Annotated in this window: 16 protein-coding genes; 5 read left to right on the top strand and 11 right to left on the bottom strand. The window is 63.0% G+C overall.

Translation table 11 applies throughout. The annotated features are described in order from the left end of the window. Nucleotides 1-49: 49 nt before the first annotated feature. Together guaB and folD are read right to left on the bottom strand one after the other, a co-directional pair. Nucleotides 50-1,507, bottom strand: a complete 1,458-nt coding sequence (gene guaB, locus FFY45_RS06995) for an IMP dehydrogenase (protein ID WP_043889240.1) — start codon at nucleotides 1,505-1,507, stop codon at nucleotides 50-52. Nucleotides 1,508-1,599: 92 nt separating this feature from the next. Beyond that, nucleotides 1,600-2,484, bottom strand: coding sequence for a bifunctional methylenetetrahydrofolate dehydrogenase/methenyltetrahydrofolate cyclohydrolase FolD (gene folD, locus FFY45_RS06990; protein WP_176339874.1), 885 nt, complete (start codon nucleotides 2,482-2,484; stop codon nucleotides 1,600-1,602). 49 nt (nucleotides 2,485-2,533) lie between these two features. Between folD and FFY45_RS06985 the strand changes: the two genes are divergently transcribed. After that, nucleotides 2,534-2,854, top strand: coding sequence for a DUF1244 domain-containing protein (locus FFY45_RS06985; RefSeq protein WP_023904140.1), 321 nt, complete (start codon nucleotides 2,534-2,536; stop codon nucleotides 2,852-2,854). 129 nt (nucleotides 2,855-2,983) lie between these two features. On the opposite strand, the gene FFY45_RS06980 is transcribed toward FFY45_RS06985, so the two are convergent. The 9 genes from FFY45_RS06980 to cmk all read right to left on the bottom strand — a co-directional run bounded on the left by FFY45_RS06980 (nucleotide 2,984) and on the right by cmk (nucleotide 13,319). Next, entirely contained in the window at nucleotides 2,984-4,840 is a 1,857-nt protein-coding gene (locus FFY45_RS06980) for a monovalent cation:proton antiporter-2 (CPA2) family protein (RefSeq protein WP_176339873.1), read from the bottom strand. Between the two features lie 175 nt (nucleotides 4,841-5,015). Next, nucleotides 5,016-5,909: a UTP--glucose-1-phosphate uridylyltransferase GalU gene (gene galU, locus FFY45_RS06975; RefSeq protein ID WP_006451184.1), complete on the bottom strand. Its 894-nt coding sequence runs from the start codon at nucleotides 5,907-5,909 to the stop codon at nucleotides 5,016-5,018. Further along, nucleotides 5,909-7,816: a polysaccharide biosynthesis protein gene (locus FFY45_RS06970; RefSeq protein WP_006451183.1), complete on the bottom strand. Its 1,908-nt coding sequence runs from the start codon at nucleotides 7,814-7,816 to the stop codon at nucleotides 5,909-5,911. Before FFY45_RS06970 ends, galU begins: the two co-directional genes overlap by 1 nt. Before the next feature lie 13 nt (nucleotides 7,817-7,829). Beyond that, nucleotides 7,830-8,804 (bottom strand): MraY family glycosyltransferase, encoded by a 975-nt coding sequence (locus FFY45_RS06965; protein ID WP_176339872.1) that lies wholly within the window; start codon nucleotides 8,802-8,804, stop codon nucleotides 7,830-7,832. After that, nucleotides 8,804-9,982, bottom strand: a complete 1,179-nt coding sequence (lapB, locus tag FFY45_RS06960; RefSeq protein WP_006451181.1) for a lipopolysaccharide assembly protein LapB — start codon at nucleotides 9,980-9,982, stop codon at nucleotides 8,804-8,806. Before lapB ends, FFY45_RS06965 begins: the two co-directional genes overlap by 1 nt. 6 nt (nucleotides 9,983-9,988) lie before the next feature. Next, nucleotides 9,989-10,294, bottom strand: coding sequence for a lipopolysaccharide assembly protein LapA domain-containing protein (locus FFY45_RS06955; protein ID WP_006451180.1), 306 nt, complete (start codon nucleotides 10,292-10,294; stop codon nucleotides 9,989-9,991). 67 nt (nucleotides 10,295-10,361) lie between these two features. Then, nucleotides 10,362-10,673 carry an integration host factor subunit beta gene (locus FFY45_RS06950; RefSeq protein ID WP_006451179.1) on the bottom strand — a complete coding sequence of 104 codons (312 nt, stop codon included), beginning with the start codon at nucleotides 10,671-10,673 and terminating at the stop codon, nucleotides 10,362-10,364. An 89-nt stretch (nucleotides 10,674-10,762) separates the two neighbouring features. Beyond that, nucleotides 10,763-12,451 carry a 30S ribosomal protein S1 gene (gene rpsA, locus FFY45_RS06945; protein ID WP_023904145.1) on the bottom strand — a complete coding sequence of 563 codons (1,689 nt, stop codon included), beginning with the start codon at nucleotides 12,449-12,451 and terminating at the stop codon, nucleotides 10,763-10,765. Nucleotides 12,452-12,635: 184 nt separating this feature from the next. After that, a complete protein-coding gene (cmk, locus tag FFY45_RS06940; protein WP_176339871.1) occupies nucleotides 12,636-13,319 on the bottom strand; it encodes a (d)CMP kinase in 684 nt (227 codons plus the stop codon). A gap of 173 nt (nucleotides 13,320-13,492) precedes the next feature. Between cmk and ykgO the strand changes: the two genes are divergently transcribed. The 4 genes from ykgO to FFY45_RS06920 all read left to right on the top strand — a co-directional run bounded on the left by ykgO (nucleotide 13,493) and on the right by FFY45_RS06920 (nucleotide 16,312). Further along, nucleotides 13,493-13,618, top strand: a complete 126-nt coding sequence (ykgO, locus tag FFY45_RS06935) for a type B 50S ribosomal protein L36 (protein WP_005913193.1) — start codon at nucleotides 13,493-13,495, stop codon at nucleotides 13,616-13,618. Nucleotides 13,619-13,877: 259 nt separating this feature from the next. Beyond that, nucleotides 13,878-14,225 (top strand): hypothetical protein, encoded by a 348-nt coding sequence (locus tag FFY45_RS06930; RefSeq protein WP_176339870.1) that lies wholly within the window; start codon nucleotides 13,878-13,880, stop codon nucleotides 14,223-14,225. Between the two features lie 90 nt (nucleotides 14,226-14,315). Beyond that, nucleotides 14,316-15,350 carry an agmatine deiminase family protein gene (locus tag FFY45_RS06925; RefSeq protein ID WP_176339869.1) on the top strand — a complete coding sequence of 345 codons (1,035 nt, stop codon included), beginning with the start codon at nucleotides 14,316-14,318 and terminating at the stop codon, nucleotides 15,348-15,350. 77 nt (nucleotides 15,351-15,427) lie between these two features. Beyond that, a complete protein-coding gene (locus FFY45_RS06920; protein WP_176339868.1) occupies nucleotides 15,428-16,312 on the top strand; it encodes a carbon-nitrogen hydrolase in 885 nt (294 codons plus the stop codon). Nucleotides 16,313-16,315 lie beyond the last annotated feature (3 nt).

The following is a 16,315-nucleotide window of genomic DNA, read 5'->3' as shown; positions in this document are numbered from 1 at the left end:
TAGGCTCTTGCGAATCCCGAATGCCGAATCCCCACTCCCGCGCGCTGGCTTACCCAGCGCGATAGTTCGGCGGCTCTTTCGTGATCTGCACGTCGTGGACATGGCTTTCGCGTTGGCCGGCGCCGGTGATCTTGACGAACTTCGGCTTGGTGCGCATCTCTTCGACAGTGGCGCAGCCGACATAGCCCATGGTCGCGCGCAGGCCGCCGATCAGTTGATGGATGATGCCGCCGACCGGTCCGCGATACGGCACGCGGCCTTCGATGCCTTCCGGCACCAGCTTGTCGGCGTCGCTGGCGTCCTGGAAATAGCGGTCCTTGGACCCCTTCTCCATCGCGCCCAGGCTGCCCATGCCACGGTAGCTCTTGTAACTGCGCCCTTGGAACAACTCGACCTCGCCCGGTGCCTCCTCGGTACCGGCCAGCAAGCCGCCGACCATCACCGTGGAGGCACCGGCGACCAGCGCCTTGCCGATGTCGCCGGAATAGCGGATGCCGCCATCGGCGATCAGCGGAATGCGGTCCTGCAACGCTTCGGCCACCATGTCGACCGCGGTGATCTGCGGCACGCCGACACCTGCGACCACGCGCGTGGTGCAGATCGAGCCCGGACCCACGCCGACCTTGACCGCATCGGCGCCGGCATCCATCAGCGCCAGCGCGGCATCGCCGGTGACGATGTTGCCGCCGATCACCTGCAGCTGCGGATAGGTCTTCTTGACCCAGGCCACGCGATCGATCACGCCCTGCGAATGGCCGTGCGCGGTATCCACGATCACCACGTCCACGCCCGCTGCGGCAAGCAGTTCGATGCGCTGTTCGGTATCGCCGCCCACGCCCACCGCCGCACCCACCAGCAAGCGCTTGGCAGCGTCTTTGGCAGCGTTGGGGTTGTCGGTCTTTTTCTGGATGTCCTTGACCGTGATCAGGCCGCGCAGCTCGAAGCTGTCGTTGACCACCAGGATCTTTTCGATGCGGTTGCGATGCAGCAGCTCCAGCACTTCCTCATCGCTGGCGCCTTCGCGCACAGTGATCAGGCGATCCTTCTTGGTCATGATGTGGCGGACCGGATCGTCGAGCTTCTTCTCGAAGCGCATGTCGCGGCTGGTGACGATGCCGACCAGTTCGCTGCCATCCACCACCGGCACGCCGGAGATGTTGCGCGCGCGGGTCAGCGCAATCACTTCACCGATCGTGGTGTCGGGGCTGACCGTGAACGGCTCTGTGATCACGCCGGATTCGAACTTCTTGACCCGGGCCACTTCGCCGGCCTGCTGCGCAGGCGTCAGGTTCTTGTGGATGATGCCGATGCCGCCCAGCTGGGCCATGGCCACCGCCAGGCGGTGTTCGGTCACTGTGTCCATCGCGGCCGAGAGAATCGGCAGTTTCAGGCGCAGATCGCGGGTCAGCCGAGTTTCCAGGCTGACATCCTTGGGCAGGACGATCGAATGAGCGGGGACGAGCGAAACGTCGTCGTAGGTGAGAGCTTCAGCCTGGATGCGGAGCATCGGCGGACCCGAGTTTGGGGAAGCGCGGCATTTTACCCTGAAAGCCTTCACGAAGACACAACGCAGCCGCAATGCTGCGTTACGCGCGTGCCTCAGCCGGCTGCGTCGGCCGCTTCCAGCGTGTTCTGCATCAACGTGGCGACCGTCATCGGCCCTACTCCACCCGGCACCGGCGTGATCCAGGCCGCGCGCTGCACGGCGGCGTCGAAACCGACATCGCCAACCAGACGCCCGTCTTCCAGGCGATTGATGCCCACATCGATCACCACCGCGCCCGGCTTGACCCACTCGCCCGGAATCAAACCCGGGCGACCCACCGCGACCACCAAAATGTCGGCGTTGCGCACGCTGGCCTCCAGCACCTCGGGCGGGGTGAACTTGTGGCAGCTGGTGACCGTGCAACCGGCGATCAGCAGTTCCAGACCCATCGGCCGGCCCACGTGATTACTTACGCCCACGATGGTCGCGTTGCGCCCGCGCACCGGTTGGTCGGTATGCGCGAGCAAGGTCACGATGCCGCGCGGCGTGCACGGGCGCAGGCCGAATTCGCGCAGCGCCAGATGCCCCACATTCTGCGGATGAAAGCCATCCACGTCCTTGCGCGGGTCGATGCGCTGGATCAGGCGATTGGCGTCGGGAATGCCCGGCAGCGGCAGCTGGATCAGGATGCCGTGGATCTTGGGATCGGCGTTGAGCCGGTCGATCAATGTCGCCAGCTCGGCCTCGCTGGTACCGTGCGGCAAGTCGTAATCGAAGGCCTCGATACCGACCTTCTCCGCCGCGCGTCGCTTGTTGCGCACATACACCGACGAGGCCGGGTCGCCGCCGACCAGCACTACGGCCAACCCGGGGCGCGCCTTGCCGGCCGCCACGCGCGCATCCACCCGCAACTTCAATCCGTCGAGCAGGTCCTCGGCAATGCGGCGGCCATCGAGGAGGCGGGCCGGAGCAGAGGCAGCTGGCGCGGAAACGGTCATGGGGCGTCAGGTGTAGAGTCGAAGGCCGTCTATTGTCCCCGATTCCGTCATGACCGACACCACCTCAACGCCCGATTCCATCACCACATCTATCGAAGCGGCCGCATTTCGCCGTCTGTTGCAGCATCTCAACCAGGACCGGCTCGATGTGCAGAACATCGATCTGATGATCCTGGCCGGCTTCTGCCGCAATTGCCTGGGCGATTGGTACCGCGAAGCCGCCGAAGCGCACGGCCAGCCGATGAGCAAGGACCAGGCACGCGAAGCGGTCTATGGCATGCCGTTTGCCGACTGGAAACAGCAGCACCAGAAAGACGCCACGCCCGAGCAGTTGGAAGCCTTCGCTGCCGCGCAACGCACGCACGGCTGAGTCGATCGGCTTGCGACCTGCGGCTGGCGTCTTCGCCGGCCGTTCGTTACCCGACGTGTTTTCTCGACCAGCCAAGGAAACCGCACCGCAGCGCCGAACCTGCTTCGGCGCTCACCAGCCACACCCGACTTAGTCGCGGGCCGCTTCTTCTACCTGATTGGCCTGCGGCACCGCATCGGGATTCAGCGTGCGGCTTTCGCGCCGCGGCGGGGTAAATGGCGTGGGCTTGGGCACGGTCGGCGTGATATTGCCGTACATCAGCCCTGACACAGCACCGGCACGCGTGTTGCCGGCCGCAATCTCCAATTCGAAACGCTCGGCATCGCGACGCCGGATCTCGCGCGCGATGGTGACGGCCTCGTCCTCGTCCACGCCCAGCTCGACCAAGGCCGCTTGACCGAACGCCACCGCCGACTCGAAGGTCTCGCGGATCTGGTAATCCACGCCGGCAGCGACTAACTGCAACGAATGCTCACGATCGTACGAGCGCACCAACAATCGGGCATGCGGGAACTCGCGCGTTGCCAGCTCCACGATGCGATTGGCCGCCTCGCGGTTGTCGACGCACACCGCAATCGCACGGGCGCTGTGTGCACCGGAGGCATGCAGCACATCGAGCCGGGTGCCATCGCCGTAGTAGATCTTGAAACCAAACTCCTCCGCGCTCTGGATCATCTCGATGTCGTTGTCGATGATGGTCACGTCCACATCGCGTGCCAGCAGCGACTGGCTGGCGACCTGGCCAAAGCGCCCAAACCCGATGATCAGCACGCTGCCGGTCTGACCACTGACTGCCTCCACGCCCTCCAGCGACGGCTTGGCGGCTGGCGTCAGCCGGCGCTGCAGCAGCACGAACAACGGCGTCAGCGCCATCGACACCACCACGATCGCGGTCAGGCTGGCGTTGACCTGTGCATCGATGACGCCGGAAGCCGATGCCGCAGCGAACAGCACGAACGCGAACTCGCCGCCCTGCGCCATCAGCACGCCACGGTCCAGCGCCTGGCGATGGTCGCTGCGCATCAGCCGCGCCACCGCGTAGATGCACACGCCCTTGCCCACCATCAAGGCCAGCACGCCGGCAACGATCAGCTGCCAATCCGCCGCAACCACGTGCAGGTCCAGGCTCATACCGACGCCGAGGAAGAACAGCCCCAGCAGAATCCCACGAAACGGCTCGATGTCCGCTTCGATCTGATGGCGGAAGGTGGATTCGGACAGCAGCACACCGGCCAGAAATGCCCCCATCGCCATCGACAACCCACCCACCTGCATCAACAGCGCCGCGCCCAGTACCACCAGCAAGGCAGCTGCCGTCATCACCTCGCGTGCCTTGGACGCAGCCAGGATCCGGAACAAGGGATTGAGCAGCCAGCGCCCTGCCACCAATAATCCGACGATGCAGGCCAGACCGATGCCGATGTCCTGCCAGCGCTGCGACGCCGCCTGCGGGTCGCCGTTGGACCCCATCCAGGCCACGATCGCCAGCAGCGGCACGATCAACAGATCTTCGAACAGCAGAATCGCCACGATCTTTTGACCCGGCGGCAAGGCGACATCGCCGCGCTCGGCCAGCAATTGCATCACCACCGCCGTGGAGGTCAGCACGAAGCCGGACGCGGCGACAAAGGCCACCGGCGGCGCAAAGCCGAGCAACATGCCGATGCCGGTCAGCACCAGCGTGCAGACCGCAATCTGCGCGGTCCCAAGACCGAAGATCTCCTTGCGCAGACTCCACAGGTGGGACGGCCGCATTTCCAGCCCGATCACGAACAGGAACATCACCACGCCCAACTCGGCCACATGCAGGATCGCCTGCGGCTCATCGAACAGCCCCAGGCCGAACGGACCAATCGCCAATCCCGCAGCCAGGTATCCCAACACCGAGCCCAGGCCGAGACGTCGGAATAACGGGATCGCAACGACGGCAGCGCCGAGCAGGACCACGACGTTGATCAGTTCACTGGATTCGGCTGCTTGGCTCATCTCAAGGATTCTAGCGGCACAGGCTTGGCGCTGCCCTGCACCTGCGTGCGCATCGGTCGATCAGCCGGCTCTTCCACATCGATCTCGACCAGCACGTCGACCCTGATCTGCGACGCCCCAAATGACGAACGACGCCGGATGGCGTCGTTCGTGGATGCAGGCAATGACCGGGCAATCAGCCGCGCGCGTCGGCCTCGGCCAGCGCGGCACGCAGGATTTCCTTGGCCGGCCCACCATGCTTCTCGTGCTCGAGCGCGAAATGCACCGTGGCCTCGATCAGGCCGATGTGCGCGCCGCAATCGAAACGACGGCCTTCGAAGCGATACGCATCGACGGTTTCCTGCTGCAGCAGCCCGGCAATCGCATCGGTCAGCTGGATCTCGCCGCCTGCGCCGGCACCGGTTTCTTCGAGCAGTTCGAAGATCTTCGGGCTGAGCACGTAACGACCGACCACTGCCAGATTGCTCGGTGCCACTTCCGGCTTGGGCTTTTCGACGATGGCGTTAATACGCCCCTTGCGACCATCGAATGCATCGGTAGCCACGATGCCGTAACTGGCGGTCTTGTCATGCGGCACGTCTTCAACGGCGATGACGCTGCCGCCGGACGCTTCGGCCACATCGGCCATCTGGGTCAGCGCACCAGCACCGCGGTTCCAGATGAGATCGTCAGGCAACAACACCGCGAACGGCTCGTCGCCGACCACGGCCTTGGCGCACAGCACCGCATGACCCAGACCCAGTGCCTCGGCCTGCGTCACGAAAATGGCGCGCACGCCTTCGGGCAATGCATGACGCACCAGCTCCAGCTGTTCAAGCTTGCCGGCACGCTCGAGCTTCTGCTCAAGCTCGTAGGCCTTGTCGAAGTAGTCGGCGATCGAGTGCTTGTAGCGATTGGTCACGAAGATCAGCGTATCGCAACCGGCCTGGATGGCCTCGTCGACGGCATACTGGATCAACGGTTTGTCGATGATTGGCAGCATTTCTTTCGGCACCGTCTTGGTTGCCGGAAGAAAGCGGGTCCCAAGACCTGCGACGGGGAATACGGCCTTGCGAATACGCTTGCTCATTAAAGTCTTCTGACCTCACGTGCGGGGAATGGAACGACCGTATCAGATCGCGTGTCGACTTTCCGTCGAGCAGCCGCAAAATCCGGCATCAGACTGCCCAACACAGTCTCCATTGCCTTGATGTCATAGCGGTTAACCGCCTCACGCAAGCGCGTCACCAGCTGCAACACCTGCTCGTGCGAGAACTCGCGCACACCGGCTTCCAGGATCTTGGGATGCGCGGTGGGGCGATAGTCTTCGTCCGAATAGAACAACGTTTCATGCAGCTTCTCGCCCGGACGCAAGCCGGTATAGAGAATCGCCACATCCTTGCCCGGCTGCTTGCCGGCAAGCCGAATCATCTGCTCGGCCAGCAAGCGGATCGGCACCGGCTCGCCCATGTCCAATGTGTAGATCGCACCATGCGAAGCGGAGGCAGCGGCCTGCACCACCAACTGGCAGGCTTCGGGGATGGTCATGAAGTACCGCGTCACATCCGGGTGCGTCACCGTGACCGGCCCGCCCTGACGGATCTGCTCACGGAACAACGGCACCACGCTGCCGGCCGAATCCAGCACGTTGCCGAAGCGCACGGTGATGAAGCGCGTCGGCGCATCGCGTGCGTCAAGACTCTGGCAGATCATCTCCGCATAGCGCTTGCTCGCGCCCAATACGTTGACCGGCTCGACGGCCTTGTCGGTAGAGATGAAGACGAAGGTCTCGATACGCGCACGCTGACAGGCACGCGCCACGTTCTCGGTTGCCAGCACGTTGTTGCGCACCGCTTCGCGCAACTGTTCTTCCAGCAACGGCACCTGCTTGTAGGCGGCAGCATGGAACACCGCATCCGGAGTCGCGGTGTTCAATGCATACGCAACCACGGCCGGGTCGCCGCAATCGCCGAGCACACGCACCACTTCGATATCGGGGAACAGCCGGCGCAGATCCGAATCGATGGTCAGCAACGCCAGCTCGTCGATTTCCAGCAGCACAATGCGACGCGCACCATGCCGCGCGCACTGGCGGCAGACTTCCGAGCCGATCGAACCGCCAGCACCGGTGACCATCACCGTCTTGTTGGTCAGCCAATCGCGGATCAGGCGCCAATCGGGCGTGACCGGCTTGCGATTGAGCAGGTCCTCGATCGCGACCTCCTTCAATTCGCCAGGCAAGGAGCGCCCTTCCAGCACATTGATCAGCTTGGGTACCATACGGAACGGCAAACCGGTGCTTTCGCAGATCGCCACCACGCGCTGCATTCCCGAGGCATCCAGCGACGGGATCGCGATCACCAGCAGCTTGGCCGCCGTCTCCTTGGCGATCGATGCGGCCTGATCCAGGTTACCCAGTACGTTGAGGCCCTGGATCTTGGCACCATGCAGGTTGCTGGCGTCGTCCAGATACCCGACCGGCACGAACGTGCCGCTACGACGAAGATCGCGCACCAGCCCTTCGGCGGCGCGACCGGCGCCCAGGATCAACACGCGCTGCGCGGCATCGCCGGAATGCGCGATCTGATAATCCTTCCAGGCGCGATACAGCAGCCGCGGCGTCCCCAGCAATGCCGACAGCGCGAACGGATAGACCACCAGCACCGACAGCGGCACCCCGTCCAGGCGGTCGTAAGACAGCGCCAGAACGATCGCGACCAGACCAAGGAAACTGGACTTGAAGATATTCCACAGGTCCGGCACCGAGGCGAATCGCCACAGCCCGCGATACAACCCCATCTTCCAGAACACCAGCCCCTGCGCGACCAGCACCACCGCAGTGCGCCAATCCCACAGTGGAAGGTCGGGCGCGTCGCGCAGCATGGAGTAGCGGCCGGCATGTAGCAGTTGCCAGCACACCCACACCATCAACAGGTCGTGCAGTACGACTGCCGCTTGCGGCAACACTTTGGTCAAACGGTCACGCCAGGAAATCATAAAAGTCCATTACTCAGGAATTGCGCAGTCCATCGCGCAGAAAGTGCCAGATCGCGGTAGTACCTGCAGCCCAGGTCAGGGCACCGACTACCTGCATCCAAACAGGATCATGACGAATTAACACATACAAGCAGAACGCAGCGACGCTGAAAGCGAAATAAACACCCGTTACCGGAACGTGCGTCTCAAGCCGGCGTGCAAGTCGTTGATAGACGTGCTGAGCATGTGGCTCCCACCAACGTTGCCCGGCGAGCATGCGAGACAGCAACGTGAAGCCTGCGTCTACGAGAAATGCGGTCAATGGCAGCCAACCCATCCACCAGCTCACCTGCCCCGTCGCTACCGTGAGTGCCAGCAACGCGGCCAGCACATATCCCAGCGCGCCACTGCCGCCATCGCCCAGAAAAATGCGCGCGCGCGGAAAATTGAACGGCAAGAACCCCAGGCAGGACGCCGCAACTGCAAGACCCGCCCATGCCCATGCGCCGGGCAGGACAAACGCAAATGCCAACGCCGCCAATGCCGCCTGGCTGGAAGCCAGACCGTTGATGCCGTCCATGAAATTCCAGACGTTGATCAACACGACAGACGCCACTGCGCTGAGCACGCCATCCCAGACATCGCCAGTGGAGTGACTGACCAAGACTCCCAGCGACGCCGATGCCGTCAGGTGGATCGCAAAACGCAGCCTGGCCGACAGCGGACGATGGTCGTCCCACCAACCCACGCCTGCCACCAGTACCAGCCCGACGGCGAACCAGCCAATGACCAGGCGAGCAGTTGGCCAGAACACCGTGGCAGCGATGCAACCCAGCAGGATTGCCGCCACGATCGCCATGCCACCGCCACGCGGGGTGGCGACCACATGACTGCGGCGCTCGCCCGGCTGATCCAGCAGGCGGCGATGCAAGGCATAACGGCGCAACAGCCAGGTTCCCAGCGCTGCGACCACCAGGTGCGACAGGCACCACAGCCAGACCTGCGGCATTAGACGACCGCGTAGTTCAACAGCGGTTTGACCGTGCCCCATTCCTTGCAGCTCGGGCATTGCCAGTGATGCGTCTTGGCGCCGAAGCCGCAACGCGTGCAGCGGTAGCTTGGATTACGTACCAGCAACTGGTCGGTGATGTGCTTGAGATCCTGTAGCGTGCCAACCGGGTCGCTGCCTTCGGCCAGGGTGAGATCGATCAACGCCGACTCGCCGCGTACCGAGGGACGGTCCTTGAGCTGACGCCCCAGATACGCCAACGCAGGCGCCACGCCGTCCTGCGCTTCCATCAACTGGGTCAGCGCCAGCACCGGGGCGATGCCGCGATAGTGCTCGGTCATCTCCGACAGAAAGTTACGCGCGCCAGCGATATCGCCCACACGGCGATACGCCGCCATCAATGCAGGAATGATTTCCGGCAGGTATTCCGGGTCATGCCGCGCCGCTCGTTCGAATGCGCGTACCGCCGCTTCGTCATGACCGCGCTCGGCTTCGATACGGCCTTCCAGAATGCCCGCACGCACGGACGTGCCGTCGGCCTGATAGGCGCGGGCGACGGCCTGCAGCGCCTCGTCGGTCTTGCTCGAACCGCGATAGCGATCGGCCAGCTCACACTCGAATTGGGAAATCAGCTTGCCCATCGGCTCGCCGGTGACTTCTTCGTAGCGGGTGGCGTTGTCGATCGCTTTTTCCCAATCGCGCTCGGCCTGATAGATGCCAATCAGGTGCCGCAATGCCTGTGGCGCGCGTTGATCCAGCTGCGCCAACTCGGTGAAGACTGTTTCGGCGCGATCCAGCAGACCGGACTTCATGTAGTCCTCGCCCAGCGCCAGCAAGGCCTGCACACGCTGCTGATCGGTCAGGTCGGCGCGCTGCACCAGCCCCTGATGCAAACGAATCGCACGATCGACTTCACCACGACGACGGAACAGATGCCCCAGCGCGACCTGCGTTTCGAAGGTTTCCTTGTCCAGTTCGGCGATGTGCAGAAACAGCTCGATCGCCTTGTCCGGCTGCTCGTTGAGCAGATAGTTCAGACCGCGAAAATAGGTACTGGAAAGACGACTGACCTGCGTATCACCGTGGCGCTGCCCGCCACGACGGCCGACGATCCACCCGCCCAGTGCTGCCAGCGGCACAAACAGGAAGAACCAGATCCACTCGGTCAGAAATTCCATACGTACTTACAGTCCATCGATGGGGCGCGTCTGGACTGCGGCAGGCGCAACGGGCCCGGCGTCGACGCGACTGACCGCAACAGCCTTGTTGGCCTGGCGCAATCTGGAATAGAGGGGAATGACCACACTGACCAGCACCATGCCGGCACCGATCAATACACCGACCAGCAGCGCGACGATGATCGCGACCCCGGAGGTCGTGTGCACACTTGAGAACAGGAAATCGAGAGTGACATCCTGGGAATTGACCGCACCGATGATCAGACCGGCCAGCAGGAAGGCCAACATCACCAGCAAGCGAAACACCTTCATGGACAGACTCCGTCGGGAAGGGGCCTAGCTTAACCGAGCCGACATAAACACAGCGGTAGAACGATCTTCAATCTGCCGTATCGGCCAGATCGACAGGCACCACGGAGCTGACACGCTCACGCAATTCCTTGCCCGGCTTGAAGTGGGGAACATGCTTGCCCGGCAGCGCAACCGATTCGCCGGTCTTGGGATTACGCCCCAGACGTGGCGGACGGTAATGCAGCGAAAAACTGCCGAACCCGCGGATTTCGATCCGATCACCATCGGAGAGCGCTTGCCCCATCATTTCCAGCAGCGATTTGACTGCCAGATCCACGTCGTCCGACTTCAGATGCGCTTGGCGTTGCGCCAGGATTTCAATCAATTCGGACTTGGTCATGGGAAGACTTGCTTTTTTCGACTGACACATCGGAATCGGCCCGGGGCAAGCCCGGGCCGATCCATCACGCTCTTGCGAGCGCTACGCGCTTACTCGGACTTGTTGCTGTTCAACTGTGCACGCAGCAGCGCGCCCAGCTGAGTCATGCCGCCCGACGCTGCGGAGGAGGACTGGTATTCCTCCATCGTTTCGCGCATTTCGGCATCGTCCTTGGCCTTGATCGACAGCTGCAGGGTGCGGCCCTTACGGTCCATGCCCACGAACTTGGCTTCGATCTTGTCGCCGACCTTCAGGTGCTGGGTCGCATCGTCGACGCGCTCGTTGGCGATGTCGCGTGCAGCGACATAGCCTTCGATGCCATCGGCCAGGTCGATGGTGGCGCCCTTGGCATCCACTTCACGTACCACGCCTTCGACCTTCGAACCCTTCGGGTTGGACGCCATGTACTGACCGAACGGATCCTGCTCCAGCTGCTTGACGCCCAGGCTGATGCGCTCACGTTCCGGGTCCACTGCCAGCACAACGGCTTCCAGCGTGTCGCCCTTCTTGTAGTTGCGCACGACATCTTCGCCGGTGGTGTTCCAGCTGATGTCGGACAGGTGAACCAGACCGTCGATGCCGCCGTCCAGACCGATGAAGATGCCGAAGTCGGTGATCGACTTGATCTGACCGGACACCTTGTCGTTCTTCTTGTGGGTGGCAGCGAAGGTTTCCCACGGATTGGCGGCAACCTGCTTCATGCCCAGCGAGATGCGGCGACGCTCCTCGTCGACATCCAGCACCATCACTTCGACTTCGTCACCAACCTGCACAACCTTGGACGGGTTGACGTTCTTGTTGGTCCAATCCATCTCGGAGACGTGCACCAGACCTTCGACGCCCGGCTCGATCTCGACGAATGCGCCGTAATCGGTGACGTTGGAGACCTTGCCGAACACGCGGCTGTTGGCCGGGTAACGACGTGCGATGTTGTCCCACGGATCTTCGCCCAGCTGCTTCAGGCCGAGGCTGACGCGGTTACGCTCGCGATCGAACTTCAGCACGCGCACGTCGAGCTCGTCGCCGACATTGACGACTTCGGACGGATGGCGCACGCGCTTCCAGGCCATGTCGGTGATGTGCAGCAGGCCGTCGATACCGCCCAGGTCCACGAACGCGCCGTAATCGGTCAGGTTCTTGACGACACCCTTCAGGATCGCGCCTTCCTGCAGCTTGTCCATCAGCTGCTCGCGCTCTTCCGAGTGCTCGCTCTCGACCACTGCACGACGCGAAACCACCACGTTGTTGCGCTTGCGGTCCAGCTTGATCAGCTTGAACTCGAGTTCCTTGCCTTCCAGGTAGGCCGGGTCGCGCACCGGGCGCACATCCACCAGCGAACCAGGCAGGAACGCGCGAACATCCTTGATGTCCACGGTGAAACCACCCTTGACCTTGCCGCTGATGCGACCGGTGATGGTTTCGTTCTTTTCCAACGCCTCTTCCAGCTCGTCCCACACCATTGCGCGCTTGGCCTTCTCGCGCGACAGCACGGTCTCACCGAAGCCGTTCTCGATGGAATCGAGGGCAACCTTGACCTGGTCGCCTACGCCGACATCGATCTCGCCAGCGTCATTACGGAACTGCTCGATCGGCACGATGCCTTCGGACTTCAAGCCAGCGTTGATCACCACCACGTCGCCGCGCACTTCCACGACGGTACCGGTGACGATCGAGCCCGGCTTCAGCTTCGCCAGATTGGCTTGACTGGCTTCGAACAGTTCAGCAAAAGATTCTGTCATTTGAATTTTACTCAGTTGAACACACGGGCGTTGATCGTCGGATTGCGACAGATACGAGCCGCCCAGCCTGTTGGTCGACTCCGGACAGCGAGTCGGTTAAGTAGTCATAGAACCGCCACACGGGATGTGCGGCAGAGCCTTGGAACGCCTTACGGTCGGCGGGACGTGCCCGCTTGCGGAACGCTTACGACGACGTGCGAGCGGCTAACAACCCGACCACACGCTGGACGACATCTTCGATTCCCATCCCGCTGGTATCGATCAGCACGGCGTCTTCGGCCGGCCGTAATGGCGCCACCACCCGCTGCGCATCACGCGCATCGCGAGCCATGATCTCGCGCAGCAGGTCGTCAAAGATAACCGAAACACCCTTTTCCATCAACTGTTTATGGCGACGGCCCGCACGTTCTTCGGCACTGGCGGTCAGAAAGACCTTGAATGCGGCATCCGGGAAGATAACCGTGCCCATGTCGCGCCCATCGGCAACCAGGCCGGGCGCTCGCCTGAATGCGCGTTGGCGCTCTTTCAGGGCACTGCGCACCTCGGGAATGGCCGCAATCGCAGAGGCCAGCGCACCGGTCGTTTCCAGGCGCAACTCGCTGGTGGCGTCCACGCCATTGACCAGCACCCGCAGCCCCACCTCGCCTGCGTCATCGAATTCGACCTTGGTGTCGAAGGTGCAACGCACCAGCGCCGCCGGGTCGGACACGTCCAGATCGGCCCAGCTCGCTGCAACACCAACGGCGCGGTACAGTGCGCCCGAATCGAGGTAGTGCCAGCCCAGCCGGGCGGCCACGATCCGGCTCACGGTGCCTTTGCCGGCACCGGAGGGTCCGTCGATGGTGAGGACGGGCGAAAGGTCGGTCATTCAGGTTTCCGGAAGGTAATGAAGCGACCAGTGTAGCGCCGCTCGCAGCGATTCGGATGCAACCACTTGAAAGCACGACGAAAAGCCGGTTAGAATTGCCGGCTTAATTCCGGGTGCACCCTCGATAGCGGGCACTCTTCCATCGAATCCAACCGTTTACGCCGAGGTGTGCCATGAAAGTCCTGTCCTCCCTGAAGTCTGCGAAGACCCGTCACCGCGACTGCAAGGTGGTCCGCCGCCGTGGCAAGGTGTTCGTGATCTGCAAGTCGAACCCGCGTTTCAAGGCGCGTCAGCGCTAAGCATTTGTTGCGCGTGTGAGACCCGAGAAAGCCGCCTCCGGGCGGTTTTTTCTTGGCTGATGTTTCCTGGCCGATGGAGACTTCAACGGCATCGTCTTGACGGACACCGTGATGCGCCTGGGCGCAGCGGTCGAGGACGTCTCGGTGCAGCGTGCCAGAACTTGCGCGTCGTCATCGTGCGCAGCACTGGCACCAACGTCTGACCTGGTTTTTTGCTGTAATCACCATTCGAAGTCTTGTCCACTGGGGAGTAGATGACATGCGCAACCGTTTGTTTGTGATGCCGCCGATCATGCTGACCATCGCACTGACGATCGCGCTGATGGGGATCAGTGCCATTGCCTCGGCCGACACGTTGTTGGTCGATCGTGCAAAGCAGAAGCCTGCCGCCGCCCTGCCCTTGCGTGGCGACAGCATGAGCCAGGTCGAAGGCCGTTACGGCGCGCCGCAGGAAAAGCTCGCTCCGCGTGGTGGCCAGAAGCCTCAGTGGCCGACCATCAATCGCTGGGTGTATCCGGCGTTTACCGTGTATTTCGAAAAGAGCCGGGTGATCGACGTGGTGGCCAATCAGGCCGATGCGAACGAGATCGGGCCCAAACCGCTTTGATGCGAGTCCCTCGCAAGAGCCCGCACATCCATGTGCGGGGATTTGATTAACAGCCTGGCTTCGGTTGGGCATTGATGGGTGTTTTTAGGTATGACCGACAGCGTTCGCTTTCCTGCCGAGTGGGAACCTCAATCCGCCGTGTTGATCGCGTGGCCGCATGCGGGCACCGATTGGGCCGAGCGTCTGGCCGAGGTGGAAGAGACCTATATCGCGCTGGTGACGGCGATTTCCCGTTTTGAGCCGGTGATCGTCTGCGTGGCCGATGACGACCTGCAGATTTATGCCGAAGCGCGGCTGCGTTCGGCGCGGGTGGACATGGCGCGGGTGCGCTTCGTGATTGCGGCCTACAACGACACCTGGCTGCGCGATTCGGGCCCGATCACGTTGCGCCAGGATGGCGGTTTCCGGCTGATGGATTTCCGCTTCACCGGCTGGGGCGGCAAGTTCGAGGCAAGCCTGGACGATCAGTTGGTGACCTCGCTGGATGCCGCGCAGGTGTTCGTGCCCTCGCAGGTGCAGACGGTGGACTTTGCATTGGAAGGCGGTGCGATCGAGACCGACGGTGCGGGCACCTTGCTGACCACCTGGAAGTGCCTGCATGAGCGGCACCCGCAGCGCACGCGCGAATCGTTGAGCACCGACATGGCCGCGTGGCTGTCGCAGGAGCGTGTGCTGTGGCTGGATCACGGCTATCTGGAAGGCGACGACACGGACGCGCATATCGATACGCTGGCGCGCTTTGCCGGCCCGGATGCGATCGTCTACCAGGGCTGCGATGTAGCCACCGATTCGCATTACACCGAACTGCAGGCGATGGGCGCCGAACTGGCTGCACTGCGCAAGGCCGATGGGCAGCCGTATCGCCTGTTCGTGTTGCCGTGGGCCGAGCCGATTCTCGACCACGGCCGCCGTCTGGCGGCCTCGTATGCCAATTTCCTGATCGTCAACGGTGCGGTGCTGATGCCCGCCTATGGCGACAAGGCCGATGCAACTGCGCAGGCAGTGCTGGCCGAAGCATTCCCGCAGCATGAAATCGTGCCAGTGCCGTGTCGGGCGCTGATCTGGCAGAACGGCAGCCTGCACTGTTTGACCATGCAACTGCCCGCCGGTCTGTTGGCCGCCTGAGTCATTCCTGTTCCGGCCGGCAGGCCGGTGTTACGCCATGGCGCGCTACCCTGTGCGCCACCTAGTTGGATGCTGCCATGACCCGTCATCTCCTTCCCGTCGCGCTGATCCAGGAGCGCAACCACGGCGACGCCGAGGCCAATCTGGCCATCATTGAATCGCGCGTGGCCGAAGCCGCTGCGCAGGGCGCCAAGCTGGTGCTGCTGCAGGAACTGCATAACGGCGCGTATTTCTGCCAGCACGAGTCGGTGGACGAATTCGATCTGGCCGAGCCGATTCCCGGCCCCAGCACCGAGCGCCTCGGCGCGCTGGCCAAGCAACATGGCGTGGTGCTGGTGGCCTCGTTGTTCGAGCGCCGCGCTGCCGGGCTGTATCACAACACGGCGGTGGTGTTCGAAAAGGACGGCTGCCTGCTCGGCAAGTACCGCAAGATGCATATCCCCGACGACCCGGGTTTTTACGAGAAGTTCTACTTCACGCCGGGCGATCTGGGCTTCACGCCGATCGATACTTCGGTGGGTCGTCTCGGCGTGCTGGTGTGCTGGGATCAGTGGTACCCCGAGGCTGCGCGCCTGATGGCGCTGGCCGGTGCGGAACTGTTGCTCTACCCCACCGCGATCGGCTGGGATCCGGACGATCAGCAACCCGAACAGGAGCGTCAGCGCGATGCGTGGGTGCTCAGCCATCGCGGCCATGCAGTGGCCAACGGTGTGCCGGTACTGTCGTGCAACCGCGTGGGGTATGAGCCTTCGCCGATGGGCGCCTCGGGCATCCAGTTCTGGGGCAACAGCCATGTGCTGGGGCCGCAGGGCGAATTCATCGCCGAAGCCGGCCAGGAGCCGACGGTGCTGGTATGCGATGTCGATCTGCAGCGCAGCGAGCATGTGCGGCGCATCTGGCCGTTCCTGCGCGATCGCCGCATCGATGCGTATGGCGATCTGCTCAAGCGTTACATCGACTGACCG

The organism is Xanthomonas hortorum (assembly GCF_011305375.1).
Lineage (GTDB): Bacteria > Pseudomonadota > Gammaproteobacteria > Xanthomonadales > Xanthomonadaceae > Xanthomonas > Xanthomonas hortorum_E.
This window is presented reverse-complemented; position numbering and strand designations above follow the sequence as displayed.

What these genes read in the sequence shown, in the direction of transcription:
- FFY45_RS06950 (WP_006451179.1), bottom strand. Translation starts at nt 10,673, where the DNA reads ATGACCAAGTCCGAATTGATTGAAATCCTGGCGCAACGCCAAGCGCAT.
- cmk (WP_176339871.1), bottom strand. Translation starts at nt 13,319, where the DNA reads ATGACCGACCTTTCGCCCGTCCTCACCATCGACGGACCCTCCGGTGCC.
- FFY45_RS06965 (WP_176339872.1), bottom strand. Translation starts at nt 8,804, where the DNA reads ATGCCGCAGGTCTGGCTGTGGTGCCTGTCGCACCTGGTGGTCGCAGCG.
- FFY45_RS06920 (WP_176339868.1), top strand. Translation starts at nt 15,428, where the DNA reads ATGACCCGTCATCTCCTTCCCGTCGCGCTGATCCAGGAGCGCAACCAC.
- FFY45_RS06985 (WP_023904140.1), top strand. Translation starts at nt 2,534, where the DNA reads ATGACCGACACCACCTCAACGCCCGATTCCATCACCACATCTATCGAA.
- rpsA (WP_023904145.1), bottom strand. Translation starts at nt 12,451, where the DNA reads ATGACAGAATCTTTTGCTGAACTGTTCGAAGCCAGTCAAGCCAATCTG.
- guaB (WP_043889240.1), bottom strand. Translation starts at nt 1,507, where the DNA reads ATGCTCCGCATCCAGGCTGAAGCTCTCACCTACGACGACGTTTCGCTC.
- FFY45_RS06970 (WP_006451183.1), bottom strand. Translation starts at nt 7,816, where the DNA reads ATGATTTCCTGGCGTGACCGTTTGACCAAAGTGTTGCCGCAAGCGGCA.
- FFY45_RS06925 (WP_176339869.1), top strand. Translation starts at nt 14,316, where the DNA reads ATGACCGACAGCGTTCGCTTTCCTGCCGAGTGGGAACCTCAATCCGCC.
- ykgO (WP_005913193.1), top strand. Translation starts at nt 13,493, where the DNA reads ATGAAAGTCCTGTCCTCCCTGAAGTCTGCGAAGACCCGTCACCGCGAC.
- FFY45_RS06930 (WP_176339870.1), top strand. Translation starts at nt 13,878, where the DNA reads ATGCGCAACCGTTTGTTTGTGATGCCGCCGATCATGCTGACCATCGCA.
- lapB (WP_006451181.1), bottom strand. Translation starts at nt 9,982, where the DNA reads ATGGAATTTCTGACCGAGTGGATCTGGTTCTTCCTGTTTGTGCCGCTG.
- FFY45_RS06980 (WP_176339873.1), bottom strand. Translation starts at nt 4,840, where the DNA reads ATGAGCCAAGCAGCCGAATCCAGTGAACTGATCAACGTCGTGGTCCTG.
- folD (WP_176339874.1), bottom strand. Translation starts at nt 2,484, where the DNA reads ATGACCGTTTCCGCGCCAGCTGCCTCTGCTCCGGCCCGCCTCCTCGAT.
- FFY45_RS06955 (WP_006451180.1), bottom strand. Translation starts at nt 10,294, where the DNA reads ATGAAGGTGTTTCGCTTGCTGGTGATGTTGGCCTTCCTGCTGGCCGGT.
- galU (WP_006451184.1), bottom strand. Translation starts at nt 5,909, where the DNA reads ATGAGCAAGCGTATTCGCAAGGCCGTATTCCCCGTCGCAGGTCTTGGG.